The organism is Calditrichota bacterium (assembly GCA_013112635.1).
Classification (GTDB): domain Bacteria; phylum Calditrichota; class Calditrichia; order Calditrichales; family J004; genus JABFGF01.
Genome location: JABFGF010000001.1, coordinates 394,446 through 413,209, shown reverse-complemented (window position 1 = coordinate 413,209; position 18,764 = coordinate 394,446). Strand labels below are relative to the sequence as shown.

Genomic DNA, 18,764 nt, shown 5'->3' with positions numbered 1-18,764 from the left:
GAACCATGCATTTGATATAAATAATTACTTCAAATGAATTAACTATTTCTATAACAGGTGTATCAAAATCTATATCCTATGTTACATTTTTTGCCTTTTGTACATATTCCGTGGGAGAAATGCTAAACATCTCTTTAAATGCTTCAGCAAAGTAGGATGGGTTGGAGAAGCCACAATCGTATGCCACCTGAGAAATATTTCCATGACCGGAAACAAGCAATAGGGCTGCTTTTTTTAGGCGGATTGTCTGGATATACTTATTGGTATTAAGACCAGTTAGGGCCTTTAATTTGCGATATAGGTGTATTCGGCTTAAAGCCATTTCATTGGCAAAATCTTGAACTGAAAATTCACTTTTAGATAGGTTTTCATTTATTATATTGTGACACTTTTCTAAAAACAGCTCATCAGCCGAAGTTACCTTGAACTCTTTAAGATCCATGCGCTGATCTGTTTGAAATTTGCGGTGTAGCCTGGAACGGTTTTCTATTAAATTTTTAATACGGACATGTAACTCTGCTGCTTTAAAAGGTTTTTTAAGATAATTATCCGCACCGGTCGCCAGGCCTTCCATCATATCCTTATCTTCTATCTTTGCCGTCAACAGGATTACCGGGACATGGCTTGTGCGAAAATCATTTTTAATTTTTGAACAAAACTCATAGCCATCCATTTCAGGCATCATCACATCGCTGATTATTAATGCAGGGTTTGTTTTTATAGCTTTTGCAAAACCTTGCTTCCCGTCTGCTGCTAATTTTATTTCATATTCGTCATCAAGATGGCTTTTAATATAATCCTGCATTTGATGATTGTCTTCTACAATCAGAATCAATTTTTTATCTCTGTCGATCTCATCAAAATTAGGATTAGTTAGTTGTCTATTTGTTCCTGATTTTTCTTCAACAGATATTTCATGAACAGCACTAACCGGGATTGTTATTTCGAAAGTAGTTCCCACACCCAGAATGCTTTCGACTTCAATTTTACCGCCATGCAACTGAGTTAGTTCTTTTGCCATTGTCAGACCAATTCCTGTCCCACTTATTCTTTTATTGATTTCATTTTCAACCTGGTAGTACATTTTAAAAATATTAGATAGTTGGTTTTGAGGGATACCTACGCCAGTATCTTCAACTTTGATCAGTAATTGGTTTTGCATTTCTGAAGTTTCTGCACATAAGGTAACTATGCCATTCTGAGGCGTAAATTTAATGGCATTCGAAATGAGATTTATAATTATCAGTTCAAACTTCTCAGTATCCACCATGCAAATAGCTGAAAAAATAGATGAGCGAAATTGCAGCTCAATCTCTTTTGCTTCAGCAATGGATTCAAATGAAGCCAGAATAGATTTAAGAATTGGGATAATATTTTGCTCTTCTTTTTGAAGTGTGATGTTACCGCTTTCCAGCCGCGATAGTTCTAAATACATATCAACCAGTTTATTCATTCGAGTCGCGTTATCTTGAATGCGGTTCAGATCGGAGATTTGTTTTTTGTTGCTGATTTGTTTTAAAAGTCTCTCAACCGGTCCACTTATTAAAGTAAGCGGTGTTCGAAATTCGTGTGAAATGCTGGCAAAGAAACGGGATTTCATGTTATTTACTTCTTTGAGTTTTTCAGTTTCCAAATGTTCTAACTCAAAATTATGCTTTAATTGCTGTCGATTTAATTCATATTTGCGCAGCCCAAAAACCAATCCAACAATAAAAAGCAAGTACAAACTATAGGACCACCAGGTATTCCACCAGGGTGGCAAAACAGTAATTTTTAAGGTTGTCGGGGTTTCATTCCAAATGCCATCGCTATTACTTCCTTTCACTTTAAAAACGTATTGACCAGGAGATAGGTTTGTATATGTTGCAAAACGGCGTGTTCCGACATAATTCCATTCTTCCTCGAAACCTTCCATTTGATAAGCGTATTTGTTTTTATTTGGCTGGGCAAAATGAATAGCTGCAAATTCAAAAGTTAAAACAATTTGGTCATACAATAATGTAATCGAACTGCTTTCCGAGATTGGTTTGGTTAGTGGCGATTCTTGGTCAAAATGATCTGCAGATTTGTTAAATATTTTCAAATCTGTAAAAACAACCTGAGGCAAATTTAGATTGTCTTTAATACTATCGGGGTGAAACACATTAAACCCACTTGGGCCTCCAAAAAACATATCTCCGGTTTGTTTGCTGTGAAACCATGAGAAATCATTAAATTCCATATTTTGCAAACCGTCATCCAAATCAAAGTTTCTAAATACTTTGGATTGCGGATCAAACCTTGATAAACCTCGATTTGTACTCAGCCATAGTTTGCCGTTATCATCTTCTATAATTCCATAAACCGTATTTCCAGGTAAACCATCCTTTTTTGAATAATTACTAAATAAACCTTTATCAATATCTAAAAGACTAACTTGTGAGAGTCCACCTTTTCCGGTCCCAATCCAAATGTTCTTATTTCTGTCTTCATGGAGGGTTTGAATTTCGTTACTTCGCAAAGAGAAAGTATTACTTGTATCTTTTATAAAATGGATAAAGCTGTTATTTTCTCTGTCAAAAATATTTATACCTCCAGCATATGTCCCAATCCATAGCCTGCCATTACTATCTTCGAGAATTGCCTGAACCCTGTTGTGGCTTATACTCAATGAATCAGTTGGATCATTTTTGTATTGAAAAAACTTATTTTGTACACGATCAAATTTGCACAATCCCTTGTCTACTGTCCCAATCCATAGAACTCCGGATCGATCTTCAAATAGAGTTAGTAAACGGTTGCTAATTAAACTGGTAGAATCTTTTGGATCATGCCGGTAGCGAATCCAATTATCATTTTTACGGTCATATTTGTTTAAACCACTAAAAAAGCTGGCTACCCATATATCCCCTGCTTTGTCTTTTAATATTGACATAATTGTTCCGGTCGACAGCTTTTTTTTCGGATCTTTTTGTGTTCTAAAATGGGTCCAATCTTCGGAACCACTTTTGCTCACTAAAACACGGGAAAGCCCTCTGCCACGGGTTCCAATCCAATACTCGCCAGGTTCACCTTCATGAATGGCGTAAACCATATTGGTTTTCAATCCCTGTTGGCCATCTGGTACACTCTTATAGTGTGTAAATTTTACTTTTCCCGGATTGTATTTGTTTAATCCCTTTGAAGTGCCAACCCACAAAATCCCTGATCTATCCAGAAAAAGTGATGTAGCAAGTGGATAACTTAAGGTGGAAGGATCATTTGGATCACTTATATATGATTTAAAAGTTGTTTTTTTGCCATTACGAATTACGCGGCATAGCCCATTTGCTGTACCAACCCATATAACGCCATTTTTATCTTCCAATACATCTCTTATTAGATTATGATTAATGCTTGATGGATCATCCGGGTTGTGTTTAAAGCGAGTAAGCAATACATCTTCGTTGGATCTCCACTTCAAGCGGCACAATCCACCACGTCCTGTTGCTAGCCATAAAAAACCATTTCTGCTTTCAATTATTTTATTAACTAAGTTCCAATTTTTTAAAGAATCTGGTGCCAAACGTAAGTTGTTAAATAATCCTGTCTCAGGATCAAAACGATCCAATCCTTTATTTTTTGTACCAATCCAGATTATTCCTGATGAATCTATATAAAGCGAGCGTACGTTATTGTCACTAAGGCTATTGGCTTTTCCCGGTTCTTGCTTGTAATGTAAAATCTTTTTTAAACCCAGGCTGTCAACATCCACCTTAAACAATCCATTTTTGCTACCAATCCACAGATTACCTTTTTTGTCTTCACCAATTGCATAAACGCTTCCAGTTTTTACTGTGATGGAATCGATGAGAAATGAAGAAAAATTTTTGAAACTTTCTGTTTCATATATATACTGGTTTAGTCCAAAGCTTTTGGTCCCAATCCAAAGCCTGTTTTTTTTATCTTCAAATATAGCGAATACTGAGCTGTTACTTATACTGCTATTGTCACCAGGTTCATTTAAAAACGATTTGAAATTATATCCATCAAATTTGTTGAGACCATTTCGTGTTCCAACCCATAAATAACCGCGATTGTCCTGGTAAATACGTAATATATCGCTGCTTGAAAGACCATCATTAACTGACAATTGCTCAAACTTTACAGTATTTGGTTTATATAAGGTAGGCTTTGAATTTGATGTAATATTTAAGCTGGTATTATTGGCCCGCCCAAAACTCACAACCAGAAAAAAGAGAATAAATAAATAGTTTATCCGGGATTGCAAAGGAATAATCATATTGAATCCTGATAAATAAAAGAGATAGAAGTCTTAATAAGATAACAAATTAAACTAACGACGCAATTTAGGGATTTTATTCACAAAGAAACCGAAGATTTTTATATTTCACTATGATATAAAAGATAATGATAATATATTTTTTGATGCCGAGTTTCTATTTTATTAAATTCTTTAATTATTTTATTTTAGATTTAATTTTCTCAGGAGAAAAAAATGTCCATAGTAAAACCCTTTAAAGCCCTTCGCCCTTTGCCAAAAAATGCAGAGCATGTTGCTTCTCCACCGTACGATGTTTTAAACAGTTCAGAAGCCCGTAAAATAGCTGAAACAAATCCAATGACCTTCCTATCCGTAAACAAGCCGGAAATAGATTTACCGGAAGATACAGATATTTATTCCAAAGAAGTGTATCAAAAAGGTGCTGAAAATTTAAAAAACATGATCACCAATGGTGTTATGAAAAAAGAAGACAAAGAATGTTTCTATATATACAAGCAACTTATGGGAGAACATGAACAGTATGGTCTGGTTGCACTGGCCTCTGTTGAAGAATATGATAACGATCTGATTAAAAAACATGAATTTACGCGTCCCGTTAAAGAAGATGACCGCGTAAACCATATCGATAATTTAAACGCACAAGTTGGACCGGTTTTTTTAACATATAAAGCACAACCGGAAATAGACAAACTTATCTCCAAAATTACAGCAGGCCAGCCTGAGATTGGTTTTATGGCCGATGATGAAATTGAACACACAATCTGGGTTGTAAATAATGACGCAGATATAAAAGCAATTCAGGATAGCTTTTCAAAGCTTGATGCACTTTATGTAGCCGATGGCCATCATCGCTCCGCTGCTGCATCCAGAATTTGCAAAATGCGCAAGGATAAAAATCCAAAGCATAATGGAAATGAAAGTTATAATTATTTCCTAAATGTGATTTTCCCTGACAACCAAATGTATATAATGGATTACAACCGTGTTGTTAAGGACTTAAATGGCCTTTCCAAAGATGAATTCTTTGACAAAATCTATGATAATTTCTCAATCAGGAGATTAGGCCCTGCGGGATTTAAACCAATGGAAGCCCACGCATTTATCATGTACATGGATAAAGAGTACTTCCTATTGGAAGCCCATGAAGGCAGTTTTGATGAGAATGATCCTGTTTCCCGGCTTGACGTATCTATTTTACAAGAAAACCTTTTAGCACCAGCTTTAGGGATTGGTGATCCACGTAAAGATAAACGGATTGATTTTGTTGGAGGGATTCGTGGCTTGGAAGGTTTAACCGAAAGAGTTGACTCGGGAGAGATGGCAGTTGCATTTGCTTTGTTCCCAACATCTATTGAGGATTTAATGGCCATCGCTGATGCAGGAAAAGTTATGCCGCCAAAATCAACCTGGTTTGAACCTAAACTGCGTAGCGGATTATTTGTGCATCTTTTGGATTGAAAGATTGATGATTGTAAGATTGATAATTGATAATTAAAATACAGATTATTCAATAATACGCAATAAACAATATTTCAATATTCAATCCCATGTGTTTCCATCATTGAATATAAACGGCGGCGGGTTACACCGAGTAATTCTGCCGCTTTGCTTTTTTTTCCACCAGATTTTTCAAGCGCCTGTATTATAAGATTTTTTAACAACTCATCAATAATCAAACCTTGTTCAGGCAATACACCAAATTGTTTTGGACTTGATTCTTCTGAAAATGATGTTGCTGGCAAATTGATTTCCTCAATAATTTTTTCAGAAATAATTGCTTCGCGTGAAAGTATATTTTCCAGTTCTCGGATATTTCCGGGATAATCATATTCCATTAACGATAGTTTTGCCATAGGAGATAAAATTTTATCTGGGTGTTTAAGCATAAAAAATTCAATTAACTCGGGAATATCTTCTTTGCGTTCTCTCAATGGCGGTAGGACAATCGGGAACAAATTAATGCGGTAATATAAATCCGAACGGAAAGTTTGTTCTTCAATCATTTTTTCTAAGTTTTGGTGTGTGGCCGTAATCAGGCGTACATCAACTTTAATGGCTTCCCTTCCACCAAGGTGAAATACTTCATTATTTTGTAAAACCCGCAATAATTTTGCCTGCAAGCCCAAGGAAAGATCACCAATTTCATCCAGGAAAAGTGTACTGCCGCTGGCCATTTCAAACAGGCCTTTTTTAGATTGGGTCGCTCCTGTAAAGGCACCTTTCTCATACCCAAACAACTCACTCTCAAGCAGGTTCTCCGGCAATGCAGCGCAATTTATCGCCACCATGGGTTTGGATTGCCTGTCACTTTCTGAATGGATAGCATTTGCTGCAAGCTCCTTTCCAGTGCCACTCTCACCTCGGATAAGTACAGCGGCATCTTGCTTGCTTACCCGTTTTATCAGGTCAAACACTTCGCGCATTTTTTTGCTTTTACCGATTATCCCCGATAAATGAGTAGGTTGCTCATGGCGTTTTTTTAATTCTTCATTTTCTTTTAAAATTTCTTTTTGTTTCAGAACTCGATCAATCCTCAGCAACAGCTCATCCATTTTAAAAGGTTTAATCAGGTAATCATAAGCTCCTGCTTTCATTGCTTCCAGTGCTGTTTCCTGTGTAGCAAAAGCTGTGATCAAAATAACCTCGGTTGAAGGATGATTTCTCTTAACGTAGTCCAAAACTTGCAGCCCATCGACTGGAGTCATTTTTAAATCGGTGATCACCACATCAAAAAAATTATTTTGCAATAATTCAAAAGCCTCATTGCCGGAGTATGCTGTTTGTACGTTATAATTTTCAATTTCAAGCGATTGCTTTATAAGCGTACACATTCGCTTTTCATTGTCAACAACAAGAATTTTTCTTTCCATGATGTTATTTTAGGATGGCCCGCAGCAAGATCAGGAAGCCTTGCTTGTTGTGTCTTAAGAGTTCGGTGTTTTTTTGTGCTGTTTCAAAATCGGGGTCAATTTTCGTGGATTTTTCAAACTCTGCGATTGCTTTGGTAAAATACTCGCGGCATTGAACAAGATGGATAATTCCCAGTTCATTCCAATAATCGGCATATGTGTTATTTCTTTCAACCTCGGCAGTAATCAATTCTTCAAAAAAGTCAAGCTTGGTGTGTTTCAATTCTGATCCACCAAACATAAACTGCAAGAAAAAATAATCCATTATATCACTGCTGTCTTCCTGAAACATAATTTCGGATTGAATTTTTTCCAGCGCGGCAACTACATTCTTCTTTTTTCCTTCTTCCAGAGCCTGCTGGGTCAGAATAAACCTTTCATGCCAATACTTTGATTGAAACGAACTCATTTTAAGGATTTCTTTAAAAGAGCGAATAAATCTTGCAGGAATGATAACTTTTGATTCATCTTCATCATCAGCGATAGATGATAAGAACAAAACGATACCTAGGTTAAAATTAGCTTCTTTGAAGTTTGGTTTAATTTCCAAAGCTTTTTTTAAAAACTTAGAGGCGGCTGCAAAATTATTCGTTTTGGCATAAGTAACACCCAAATTATTTAAAATATCAGGATATTCAGGTTCTATCTTATGCGCCTGTAAAAAAGCTTTGATCGCATCCATATATTTTGTCTGTTTAAAGTAGGCCAGGCCAAGTTTAATATGCCCACGGACAAAATCGGGTTTTAGTTCTACAACTCGCTTCAGGTTATTTATTGCTTCATCTATGAAATTGCGGTTTAAAAAAACTTTACCAAGGCGGAAATGAGGTAGGTGCTGTCTTATTTGTTTTATTTTTTCATTGACTAAAAAAAGAATCTTAATCTCATCAAGTGTATTTTGATGCTGTTCAAAAGTAATGTCTTTGAGATATTCTTCATCAATTTCAGTTTCTTTGTTTTCACGGACAGAATATGGATCTTCTGCGCTGAATAGAAACTTCCCTTTTTCAAACACCTCACTTTTAACAATATTTTTTAAAGGATCATTACCTGTGTGAACCTGAAACTCGCGTGAGTCTACAGAGATTTTATCCCGTAATCCAATTCCTTTCAAACTTGGAAGCTCCCTAAAAATAGAATAAAACGATAATGTCTACATTCGGTTAGTCAATTTAAAGCACACAAAATAATCAGGGCAATATAAAGATTGACGTAATTGATAAAAAATATAAAATTTATTTTCGTAAATAAAATGGATTATTCGCTAATATTAATCACGACATCAATTCTTCTGTTTAACTCTCTGCCCTGCCTTGTTTCATTTGATGCCACAGGTTTTGATTCACCAAAACCAATGTGAGTAATTTGGGAGTCGCTTAAATCCATATTGGCAATTAAATATTCCCTAACAGAAAGGGCTCTTTTTTCAGATAAAATTTTATTCCTGTTATTATTACCTAAAGCATCCGTATGCCCTTCAATTAAATAATGGCTATCCTGAAACTCACGCAATGCCTGTTGCACTTTTGTTAATAGTGAAAAATATTCCGGTTGAATTATTGCTTTACCCGACGGAAAGTTTATTCCAAATAAACGGATAATCAGATTATCACCTTCATAAATTACTTTCGCCTCATTTGAAGAAAAAAGAGACTTCACTTTGTCAATTCGTCGTTCCTTGTCTTTCTTTTTCTCAAGCTCAGCAGAATAGTTTTCTTCCCGCTCTTTTACAGAGTTTAACTCTTCTTGAAGCCTGCCATTTTCCTGGATTAACTGTTTTTTATCTTCTTTAAGAGTTTTAATATATTCGGAAATTGATCTGACGCTATTATCAAAACCCTCGTCAAATTGTGGCTTATAGTTGAATTGACTTCCAAATTCTGTTAAAAATTCTTCAAACTTTAAAATTAAGTTTTCCCAATTTTCATCTTTTGTAGAAAGCGCTTTTATTGTTTTTGCAAGATATGCAGCATGTGATCCCTGATAAGAAGCCTTAGCAGCTTTTTGAATTGCCTCTTCGCGCGCATATCTGTCACCATCCAGCAACCTTTCCGTTTCAACCAGTAAATTCTGGGCATCAGTTAAAGTATGGAATGAATATTCACCCGCTTCAGCTTCTTCAGCCAGTTTTACTTTTTCCCTGGCTTCTCCCAAAATACCGTTCTTAATTCCCAATAGTTCGGATTGGTTAAACAGTTGCTGAGCCGTTTGTCCATACTCTTTGGCATCATCAATATCATCATCTTCCAGGTTTTGAGTTGCTTCACGAAATTCTTCTTCTGCTTCTTCCCACAATTTTGCTGCATAGATTGGCGCTTCAGCTGATAAAGCAGCTTCTCGGGCATCTATTGTTTGTTTTAAGGTCAAATTAGCAAGCTTTATAATCCCCAGGGCATCACGTGCATACTTTGCCGATTCATCAAGTTTTTCACGAATGATTTTTTGGCTTTCTTTTTCTTCATAAGCTTCAATGGCTTCTTGATAAACTTCAACTGCATTCTTATAAAACTCAGGAGATAAAATTTCACCATTACCTGAACGTACTTGTTCAATTAACGATTCATAGTCTGCAAAAAACTTATCTTTTGCAGTCGTTTGGCTAAACCCGTTTATAACAAAACTCATTACTAATAACATACTAATTAAGGTTGCTTTCATAGTTTTCACCTTTTTTTAAAATTTTTCGATTAATGTTCTGATTCTGTGAAAAACAATATTTCCCAGTCCTTTAACAGAAATGGCCATATTGGGTGTTAATATTGTTTCCAGTGTATTTAAAAGTTCATTTACATTTTTTACAGATATAATTTTCTTTGATTTTGATTTGATCAAAGAAGCGCCTTTAGCAATATATTCGGCGTAATGTCCCAATGTAATCAGGTAGTCGATTGGCAAAGCAGATAAAAAATGCCCCATATTTAAATGCCTGTCTTCAATTTTCAAACCTTGCTCAGTCATATCGCCAATAATTAAAACGGTCTTCTTAGTGTATGGTCCAAATCCTACCAGCGTTCGCGCCGCTTTACTTACCGAACGTGATGTACCAAGATAACTCTCATCGAGTAAATAAATACTTTTTATTTTTTGAAGATTTCCACGCCCCTTTGGTAACGTAAATTTTTTTCTGATTAATTCAACTGTTTCTTCAATGGGAATTCCAAGATTAGAACAAGTTGCTGCACAAGCCAAAAAACTGTAAACATTAAACACACTATACAAAGGAAGCTCAATTTTTTTATTACCATTTAAATTAAACCTAATCCCATTTGGCCCTAATTGTTCAATATCAGAAGCAAAAAAATCTGCGCTATGATTCATTCCATATTTAACAATATTTGGCGTAATAATATGCTGGCTCAGTGCTGAACTCATGTCATCATCCTGGTTAAGGATTGCTACGCCATCGCGGGCTATATATTTTATAACCTCTGATCTTTGTAAAGCCAGAGTCATTGCATCCCGCAAATAACTTAAATGTGCATCTCCAATATTTGTAATTACAGCCACGTTTGGCTTTATCAGTCGCAATAAGCCAGCAAAATTCTTGCCATGCTGATAATCAAACTCAAAAATTGTATAATCATATTGCTCATCGAGCCTGCTAAGTGTTTCTAAATTATTCTCCCACGATCCACTTCCATGGGGTGTTTTTAGAACTTTTCCACGTGAGCTCAAAACAGCAGAGAGCATTGTAATTAAAGTTGTTTTACCAAGATAGCCTGTAATACCAAGAATTGGTTTTGAGTAATTCCGGCGTAATCGAACCAGTTCCTTTTTTTTAATAAGATCAAGTTGAGGCTGAGATTCTTTGGAATTTTTCATAGATTTGAAAATATAGTATTACTTTAAAATCCAATCAACTTAAATGATGCGGGTAATTAGATATGATGGTTTTGAGGAATTTTATATGAGTCGGGTAACTTTTAAAAAAAATGGGTGGCTTTTTGCAGTTTTTCGACAAATATATCCACTTCCTGAAATGTATTGTAAATATAAAAACTTGCCCTTGCTGCTCCAGTTATATTTAGACATTGCATTAAAGGTTGAGCACAATGATGTCCTGATCGAATGGCAATACCATTTTGGTCTAAAAACTGGGCCAGGTCGAATGGATGAATATTTTTTATATTAAAAGCAACAGCTGCACCGCGTTCTTCAGCCTCGCCAAAAATTTCTAAACCCGGTATTCTCTTCATGTTATCGATTGCATACAATGTTAATCTTTTTTTGTAGTTTTCAATATATTCCATTCCCAAATTATCTAGATAATCAAGAGCAGCTGAAAAGCCAAAAGTAGCGGCAATGTTTGGTGTTCCTGCTTCAAATTTGTGCGGAATATCTGCCCAGGATACCTGTTCTTTTGTAACGGTGGAAATCATTTCTCCACCACCTAAAAAAGGATCCATTTCATATTGTATTTCTTTTTTAACAAATAACACACCCAATCCCGTAGGTCCAAGCATTTTGTGTGATGAAAAAGTAAGAAAATCACATTCCAGGTCATGAACATCAACAGGCATGTTTGGAACACTTTGAGCTGCGTCTACAAGAACTTTTATATTTTTATCATGCGCTCGTTTTACAATTTCTTTTATCGGATTTATAGTACCAAGGACATTTGACATGTGTGTAATTGCTATTAGCCTGGTCCTGTTAGAGATTAGCTTGTCCAAAGAATCAATGTTTAGACACCCATCTTTATTCAGTGGGATAAATACAACTTTGACGCCAATTTGATTTGCAAGAATATGCCATGGAACAATATTGCTGTGATGCTCCATCTCGGATACCAGAATTTCATCACCTGCTTTTAAAAACTTTCTGGCCCAGCTATAGGCAACAAGGTTTATCGATTCTGTCGTACCTCTGGTGAAAATAATATTTTTTTCAGAAGGAGCGTTTATAAAAGAAGCGGTTTTTTTACGGCAGTTCTCGTATCCCTCAGTTGCGCGTTCTGCCAGCAAGTGCAATCCTCTGTGCACATTTGCATTGGATGTTGTATAATAAGTGGAGATCGCCTCTATTACCTGCTGCGGTTTTTGAGTTGTCGCGCCATTATCAAGATATATAAGCGGATTATTGTGGACTGTCTCATTTAATATGGGGAAATCGGCCCTGATTTTTTCAACATCGAAAACTTTTTCTTTTTCAACGGACAAAGTTTGCATCAAAAATACCCCAATTCCAATTTAGCCTCATCCGACATCATTTCCATACCCCAAGGCGGATCCCAAACAATTTCAACCTCTACGTTTTCTACACCGGGAACCCTGCCAACTTTATCCTGTACATCCAAAGGAATGGATTGTGCCGCAGGACAACTTGGAGAGGTCAGGGTCATTAAAATCAAAATCTGTGAATGGGTAATTTTGATATCATAAACCAGGCCCATCTCATAAATATCAACCGGGATTTCAGGATCAAAAACACCTTTAAGGGCATCAATGATTTGATCTTTAGAGATTTTTACTTCGCTGTTTTCCATAGGTAGCGTCTTACTTTATATTATTATGTTTTCTATTAAAAATTTCGTCATTCCGAATTTATTTCGGAATCCACAAATAATTCATGGATGCTGAAACAAGTTCAGCATGACGCTGCGCCCGCACCGAGAAAAGCGTTATGAACTAAGCCGTTGCAATAATAGCTGTTCAACTTGATCCTGCAATGGCTTACTTTTTACACCTGTAATAACTTCTTCGGCAAAGGCATAGGTTAGCATGCTTAAGGCCTTTTCTTTGGGAATTCCACGTGCCCGGAAATAAAACAAGGCACTTTCATCCAATTGGCCAACGGTAGCACCGTGAGTACATTTTACATCATCTGCGTAGATTTCCAATTGCGGCTTCGCATCTATTTGGGCGTCTTCAGAAAGCAGCAAACAGTTGTTGGATTGTTTCGCATCCGTTTTCTGTGCATCCTGCCTAACCAAAATCTTGCCACTAAAAACACCTTTTGCTTGATCTTTCAAAATTCCACGATAAAGTTCATGGCTTTCGCAATGCGCTTTGGCATGGTCAATAAACGTATGGTTGTCTATATGCTGGGCATCCTTTGCGATGTATAAACCGTTCAAAGTGCTGTTAATTCCTTCTCCATCCAGTTCTGTTGAAATATTATTTCTGACGAGTTTTCCACCAAAATCAAATGATGCAGAAATATAATTGCTATTCGCTTTTTGGTTGATAGCTGTGTTGCCAATATGATTACTTTTGAATGATTCATTTTGCAATTTGTAGTGATAAAGATTGGCATTTTCATCCATAAAAATTTCTGTGACACTATTTACAAATACCTCTTCATCAGACAAAGTGTGATAGCTCTCAACAACAAGCGCTTCGGAATTTTTACCACAAATAAGCATATTTCGTGGATTAGATAAACATCCGGCTGATGCTGCAATATTTACAATATGAACACCATTTTTCTCGACAATATTATCAGGGATTGTGATTGCACAGCCTTCTGTAGTAAAAGCTGTATTAAGCGCAACAAATGCCTCGTTTTCGTAAGAAGCAAGTTGGCTTATTTTTTCACTTACAAAATCATTATCCGATTCAAGATGTGCAGAGAGAGGTTTGATCGAAATTTTATCAGATATATTCTCAATCTTTGATAGCTTCTCAGAAAAGAAACCGTCAATAAATACTATTTGAGTTCCCTGCCAGTTTTTATATAAAAACGATTCAACATCCTTCTCAGTTACCTGATCAACAAGGTTTCTCTTTGCAATTTTGAAGTCAGACTTAGCTATCCCGGCGATATTTGTAAAACGCCACTCTTCTTTTTTTGTTGAAGGGAATCCCAGTTTGTCGAAATTATCAATAGCATCTTCACGAATTTTATGAAAAGATTGTTTTGCCTGGCCATTAAAATAACTGTTGAATGCTTTCAGGTATTTTTCGCTGTTTTGATCTTTTGTATTCATTATTTCCTTTTTAGCTTCTCAGCAATTGTCTTTATTAACCCATTTTTTGTCATTCCCGCAGGGTTTAAGCGGGAATCTAAACTGCTACTAAGTATAATGATCCCTGTTAAGAACAATCAGGAATGACACGGTAGTGTCCTTTTGAACAAGTCCTACTTCAACCAGTCGTAACCTTTTTCTTCTAATTCCAAGGCTAATTCTTTTCCACCTGATTTTACAATCTGTCCTTTATATAAAACATGGACAAAATCCGGTACGATATATTCCAAAAGTCTCTGGTAATGCGTTACTACTATGGTTGCATTATTTGAACTTTTTAATGCATTTACACCATCAGCAACTATACGCAAGGCATCAATGTCAAGGCCAGAATCTGTTTCATCAAGAATCGCCAGTTTTGGCTCGAGCACTGCCATTTGGAAAATTTCATTTCGTTTCTTCTCACCGCCGGAAAACCCTTCATTCACAGCACGGTTTAAAAGCGATTTATCCATGGCCACCATTTCCATTTTCTTGCGAATCATTTTTAGAAATGAGGCAGCATCAACTTCTTCTTCGCCATTTGCTTTGCGGATTTCATTTAACGCAGTTCTTAAAAAATAAACATTGCTTACTCCTGGAATTTCCACCGGATACTGAAAAGCCAGAAAAATTCCTTTCTGTGCCCTTTCTTCAGCTGCAAATTCAAGCAAATCGTCACCAACATAAGAAACGCTTCCGCCGGTCACTTCATATTCTTCACGTCCGGACAGAACATTTGCCAGGGTGCTTTTTCCAGATCCGTTTGGCCCCATAATAGCATGCACTTCCCCGGGATTTACTTTTAGGTTTATCCCTTTTAAAATTTCTTTTCCTTCAATCGATGCTTTTAAATCTTTTACTTCTAACATTTTTATCCCTTTTTAAACTATTCGACCCTGCTTTTAATTTTCAATTGTCATTTATCAATTGATTACCCAACACTGCCTTCCAAACTAATACTCAACAAATTCTGTGCTTCAATTGCAAACTCCATCGGCAGCTCACGAAAAACCTCTTTACAGTAGCCATTCACGATAAGACTAACCGCCTGCTCAGTATCCAACCCACGTTGATTGCAATAAAAGATTTGGTCTTCGCCGATTTTAGAAGTGGTCGCTTCGTGTTCAACTTTTCCACTCGTATTATTTACCTCGATATAAGGAAAAGTATGTGCACCACATTTGTCACCAATCAGTAAAGAATCACACTGTGAAAAGTTACGGGCGTTTTCAGCGGATTTCATTACTTTTACCAAACCTCGATAAGAGTTATTACTTTTACCGGCAGAAATACCTTTGGATACAATATTACTTTTTGTGTTTTTGCCGATATGAATCATCTTTGTTCCAGTGTCTGCCTGTTGAAAATTGTTGGTCATTGCCACCGAATAAAACTCACCAATTGAGTTATCACCTTTCAAAATCACGCTTGGGTATTTCCAAGTAATTGATGATCCCGTTTCAACCTGAGTCCAGGAAATCTTTGCATTTTCATGGCAAATACCACGCTTGGTTACAAAATTATAAATACCACCTTTGCCATTTTCATCACCGGGATACCAGTTTTGAACTGTCGAATATTTGATCTCTGCATCTTTTAAAGCAACCAGCTCTACAACCGCTGCGTGAAGCTGATTTTCATCTCTTTGCGGGGCTGTACAGCCTTCAAGATAACTAACATAACTACCTTCATCAGCAACGATTAGCGTACGTTCAAACTGTCCTGTATTTTGGGCATTAATCCTAAAATATGTGGAAAGTTCCATTGGGCAGCGAACACCTTTTGGTACATACACGAAGGAACCATCACTAAAAACTGCTGAATTTAAGGCCGAATAAAAATTGTCAGTGGCCGGTACAACCGATCCCAAATACTTTTTTACAAGATCAGGATGGTTTTGAAGTGCTTCGGACATTGAACAAAAAATTATCCCCAATTCTGAGAGTTTTTCTTTAAAAGTTGTTGCTACGGAAACACTGTCAAAAACAGCATCTACTGCAACACCTGCAAGAATTTTCTGCTCTTCAAGAGGAATGCCCAACTTATCGTATGTTTTCAACAACTCCGGATCTACCTCGTCAAGGCTTTCATATTTTGGCGTGCTCTTTGGAGCGGAATAATAGACCATATCCTGGAAATCAATTTCGGGATAGTCAACCTTTGGCCATTTAGGCTCTTTCATATCCAGCCATTTATTGTATGATTTTAAACGCCATTCAGTCATAAATGAGGGTTCTTTTTTTATAGCCGATATAGATCGCACTGTTCCTTCATCCAAGCCCGGTGGCAACGCATCAGCTTCGATATCTGTCACAAAGCCATATTTGTATTCCTGGTTGGCCAGGGATTCAAGTTCTTCTGTTTCAGAACTCATACTAAACAATCCTTTCCGTCTTCAAAGTTTATATCTAAACCTAATTCTAATTTTGCTTCTTCGCTCATTCGCGATTCATCCCAACCAGGCTCCCAAACAAGATCCAATTCAACATTTTTGACGCCTTTTAGCGACTTTACTGCTTTTAAAGCATTATTCTTTATTTCCGGACTTGCCGGACAGTTGGGTGAAGTCAAGGTCATTTTTATCGTAACATCAGATTCATTGATACCTACATCATAAATCAATCCCAAATCAACAATATTCATTCTTATCTCAGGATCATACACATCGCTAAGTGCCAGGTAAATATCTTCTGCATCAACCATATTTATACTAACTGAATTGGCGCTGTTTGATTATTATTATACATTTTATTTAAATCTTTTAAGCTAATCCCGGTAAAATACTTCTCTAGTTCAGCCTGAATAATTTCCATGGGTGATTTTATGGTACATGTTGATAATAAATCACAACCGCAATCCTCAATCTCATCCAAATGTCCGCAGGAGGTAATAGAAATTGGGCCTTCAAGAATTTCAATTATTTGCATCAGTTTAATATTTTCAGGGTCCTGACCAAGGATATAGCCGCCTTTAACACCCTGGACAGAATTCAAAATGCCGTTTTTTGTAAGATTTTGCATTACCTTCCCAAGCAGTTCTTGTGGGATTTGATATGAAGATGCCAATGCTTTTGTAGTAACTGGATCAGTCTCAGAATTATTGGCTAAATCCATCAAGGCAATCAATGCATATTCTACTTTTTTGCTTAATCTTAACATATCCGACTATTTTTGTCCTATTTAAGAATATTAAAAAACCCGACTTTTTTAATCGGGTTTACAAATCTAAACACTTTAATATAAGAATTCAACTTTAAATATATGACATGCCTGAGTATTTTAACTATCTCAAACGATAAATTGAGTAGTAACTCAGAATTCCAGACCGACTCAAAATTATCACCTTATTTTATAATAGTATTCCTGCTGACCTCTCCAGCTCAGCCTCGAAAATCTTTATCGAATATCTTAATGTGGAAATACTGCTTTTGGCCTGAATCAGGTTTAATTGTGATTCTCTAAATTGCGTGTTTGTAATTTGACCCAGATTATATAATTCTTTTGAACGATTGAAATTTAATTCTGCTGCTTCCAGATTATCGTTCTCTAATTTTAGCGAAATTTTACTATCTTCATATTGTTGATGAGTATTTGAGATTTCAGTTACTAAACTAAGCAGCTCATTCTTTTTTTCTAACTCAGCATTTTTGCGGTTAATCTCTGCATTTTGTTTCTGTATGCTGTTTCTAAAACCATTGAATAAATTATAGCTTAAATTCAGTCCGGTAGAAAATCCTTTGCTTCTATCATTAAGATTTACTTCCCATTCATTTTGAGTATTATATAATGAATAATTTGCATCAACAGATAATTGAGGATAAAAGTTTGAGTTTGCGGATTTTATATTTAATTCAGCAAGCTTAATATTGTTTTCTGAGGATTTGTATAACGCATTCCTTTCTATAGCTGTATTTATTAAATCTTCTTTACTCGGAAGAATTTTATAGAGAACATCCAGGTCTACATCAAAATCATAATCTGTATTTCTATTTAGAAGATTGTTGAAATCTTGTTTTGCCTGAATTAGTGAGGTTTGAGAATTAATGTAAGCCACGCTATCATTATTAAAATCAACTAAAGCACTGAGATAATCAATGCTTTTGGCTTGCCCATAATCTTTTTTGTTGGAAGTTCTTTCCAGCCTCTCTTTAGAAATTTGCAATGATTCTTTATTTATGTTTAGCTGATCTGTTAAACCTGCAACCTGGTAATATGAGTTTGTTACCAGAAGAATATATTGCTCAATAGTGTATTGAGTTTGATAATCACTAATCTTACCCTGTGTTTTTAATTGATTATAAGATGCAATATTGTTAAAACCATCAAACAAAATGTATGTGGCATTAGCGCCAACATAATTACTTGTATATGATTGATTAGACTTTATTCCGTTATTATTTATTTCATTATCATTGTAGGTAGTTGATGCTGATAAATTTACTTGGGGAAGTAAGCCTGCATTACCAATATTTATATTATTATGGGATACTTCATTCTCGTTTTTTGCAATTTTTATATTAAGGTTTTCCTGTAGTGCAATATCTATGCTTTGTTCTAAAGTCATTTTTTGCTGTGCGCTTAAGGACGCAACAAAGAGAAACAATAGTGCTACAATTAATTTAAATTTCTTCATTTTTTCTAAC

14 protein-coding genes are annotated in these 18,764 nt (G+C 35.9%); 1 reads left to right on the top strand and 13 read right to left on the bottom strand.

What is annotated here, in order from left to right; translation table 11 throughout:
• Positions 1-76 precede the first annotated feature (76 nt).
• A complete protein-coding gene (locus tag HND50_01910; protein NOG43957.1) occupies positions 77-4,261 on the bottom strand; it encodes a response regulator in 4,185 nt (1,394 codons plus the stop codon).
• Positions 4,262-4,477: 216 nt separating this feature from the next.
• Here HND50_01910 and HND50_01905 point away from each other — a divergent pair, with 216 nt between their 5' ends.
• Entirely contained in the window at positions 4,478-5,722 is a 1,245-nt protein-coding gene (locus HND50_01905; GenBank protein ID NOG43956.1) for a DUF1015 domain-containing protein, read from the top strand.
• 74 nt (positions 5,723-5,796) lie between these two features.
• On the opposite strand, the gene HND50_01900 is transcribed toward HND50_01905, so the two are convergent.
• The 12 genes from HND50_01900 to HND50_01845 form a co-directional block, all read right to left on the bottom strand.
• Positions 5,797-7,134: a sigma-54-dependent Fis family transcriptional regulator gene (locus HND50_01900; protein NOG43955.1), complete on the bottom strand. Its 1,338-nt coding sequence runs from the start codon at positions 7,132-7,134 to the stop codon at positions 5,797-5,799.
• Between the two features lie 4 nt (positions 7,135-7,138).
• Entirely contained in the window at positions 7,139-8,287 is a 1,149-nt protein-coding gene (locus HND50_01895; protein NOG43954.1) for a tetratricopeptide repeat protein, read from the bottom strand.
• Between the two features lie 143 nt (positions 8,288-8,430).
• Complete coding sequence (locus tag HND50_01890) at positions 8,431-9,831, bottom strand: OmpA family protein (protein NOG43953.1); 1,401 nt, start codon at positions 9,829-9,831, stop codon at positions 8,431-8,433.
• A 15-nt stretch (positions 9,832-9,846) separates the two neighbouring features.
• A complete protein-coding gene (locus HND50_01885; protein NOG43952.1) occupies positions 9,847-10,995 on the bottom strand; it encodes a hypothetical protein in 1,149 nt (382 codons plus the stop codon).
• A 101-nt stretch (positions 10,996-11,096) separates the two neighbouring features.
• Positions 11,097-12,341 carry a cysteine desulfurase gene (locus HND50_01880; GenBank protein NOG43951.1) on the bottom strand — a complete coding sequence of 415 codons (1,245 nt, stop codon included), beginning with the start codon at positions 12,339-12,341 and terminating at the stop codon, positions 11,097-11,099.
• Positions 12,341-12,658 (bottom strand): DUF59 domain-containing protein, encoded by a 318-nt coding sequence (locus HND50_01875; protein NOG43950.1) that lies wholly within the window; start codon positions 12,656-12,658, stop codon positions 12,341-12,343. Before HND50_01875 ends, HND50_01880 begins: the two co-directional genes overlap by 1 nt.
• A 135-nt stretch (positions 12,659-12,793) precedes the next feature.
• A complete protein-coding gene (gene sufD, locus HND50_01870; GenBank protein ID NOG43949.1) occupies positions 12,794-14,101 on the bottom strand; it encodes a Fe-S cluster assembly protein SufD in 1,308 nt (435 codons plus the stop codon).
• Between the two features lie 152 nt (positions 14,102-14,253).
• Positions 14,254-14,991 carry a Fe-S cluster assembly ATPase SufC gene (gene sufC / locus HND50_01865; protein ID NOG43948.1) on the bottom strand — a complete coding sequence of 246 codons (738 nt, stop codon included), beginning with the start codon at positions 14,989-14,991 and terminating at the stop codon, positions 14,254-14,256.
• 62 nt (positions 14,992-15,053) lie between these two features.
• Positions 15,054-16,496 carry a Fe-S cluster assembly protein SufB gene (sufB, locus tag HND50_01860; protein NOG43947.1) on the bottom strand — a complete coding sequence of 481 codons (1,443 nt, stop codon included), beginning with the start codon at positions 16,494-16,496 and terminating at the stop codon, positions 15,054-15,056.
• Positions 16,493-16,825, bottom strand: a complete 333-nt coding sequence (locus HND50_01855; GenBank protein ID NOG43946.1) for a DUF59 domain-containing protein — start codon at positions 16,823-16,825, stop codon at positions 16,493-16,495. The genes sufB and HND50_01855 overlap by 4 nt, the downstream gene beginning before the upstream one ends.
• A 2-nt stretch (positions 16,826-16,827) precedes the next feature.
• Complete coding sequence (locus HND50_01850; GenBank protein NOG43945.1) at positions 16,828-17,280, bottom strand: Rrf2 family transcriptional regulator; 453 nt, start codon at positions 17,278-17,280, stop codon at positions 16,828-16,830.
• Positions 17,281-17,470: 190 nt separating this feature from the next.
• Positions 17,471-18,754, bottom strand: coding sequence for a TolC family protein (locus tag HND50_01845; GenBank protein ID NOG43944.1), 1,284 nt, complete (start codon positions 18,752-18,754; stop codon positions 17,471-17,473).
• Positions 18,755-18,764 lie beyond the last annotated feature (10 nt).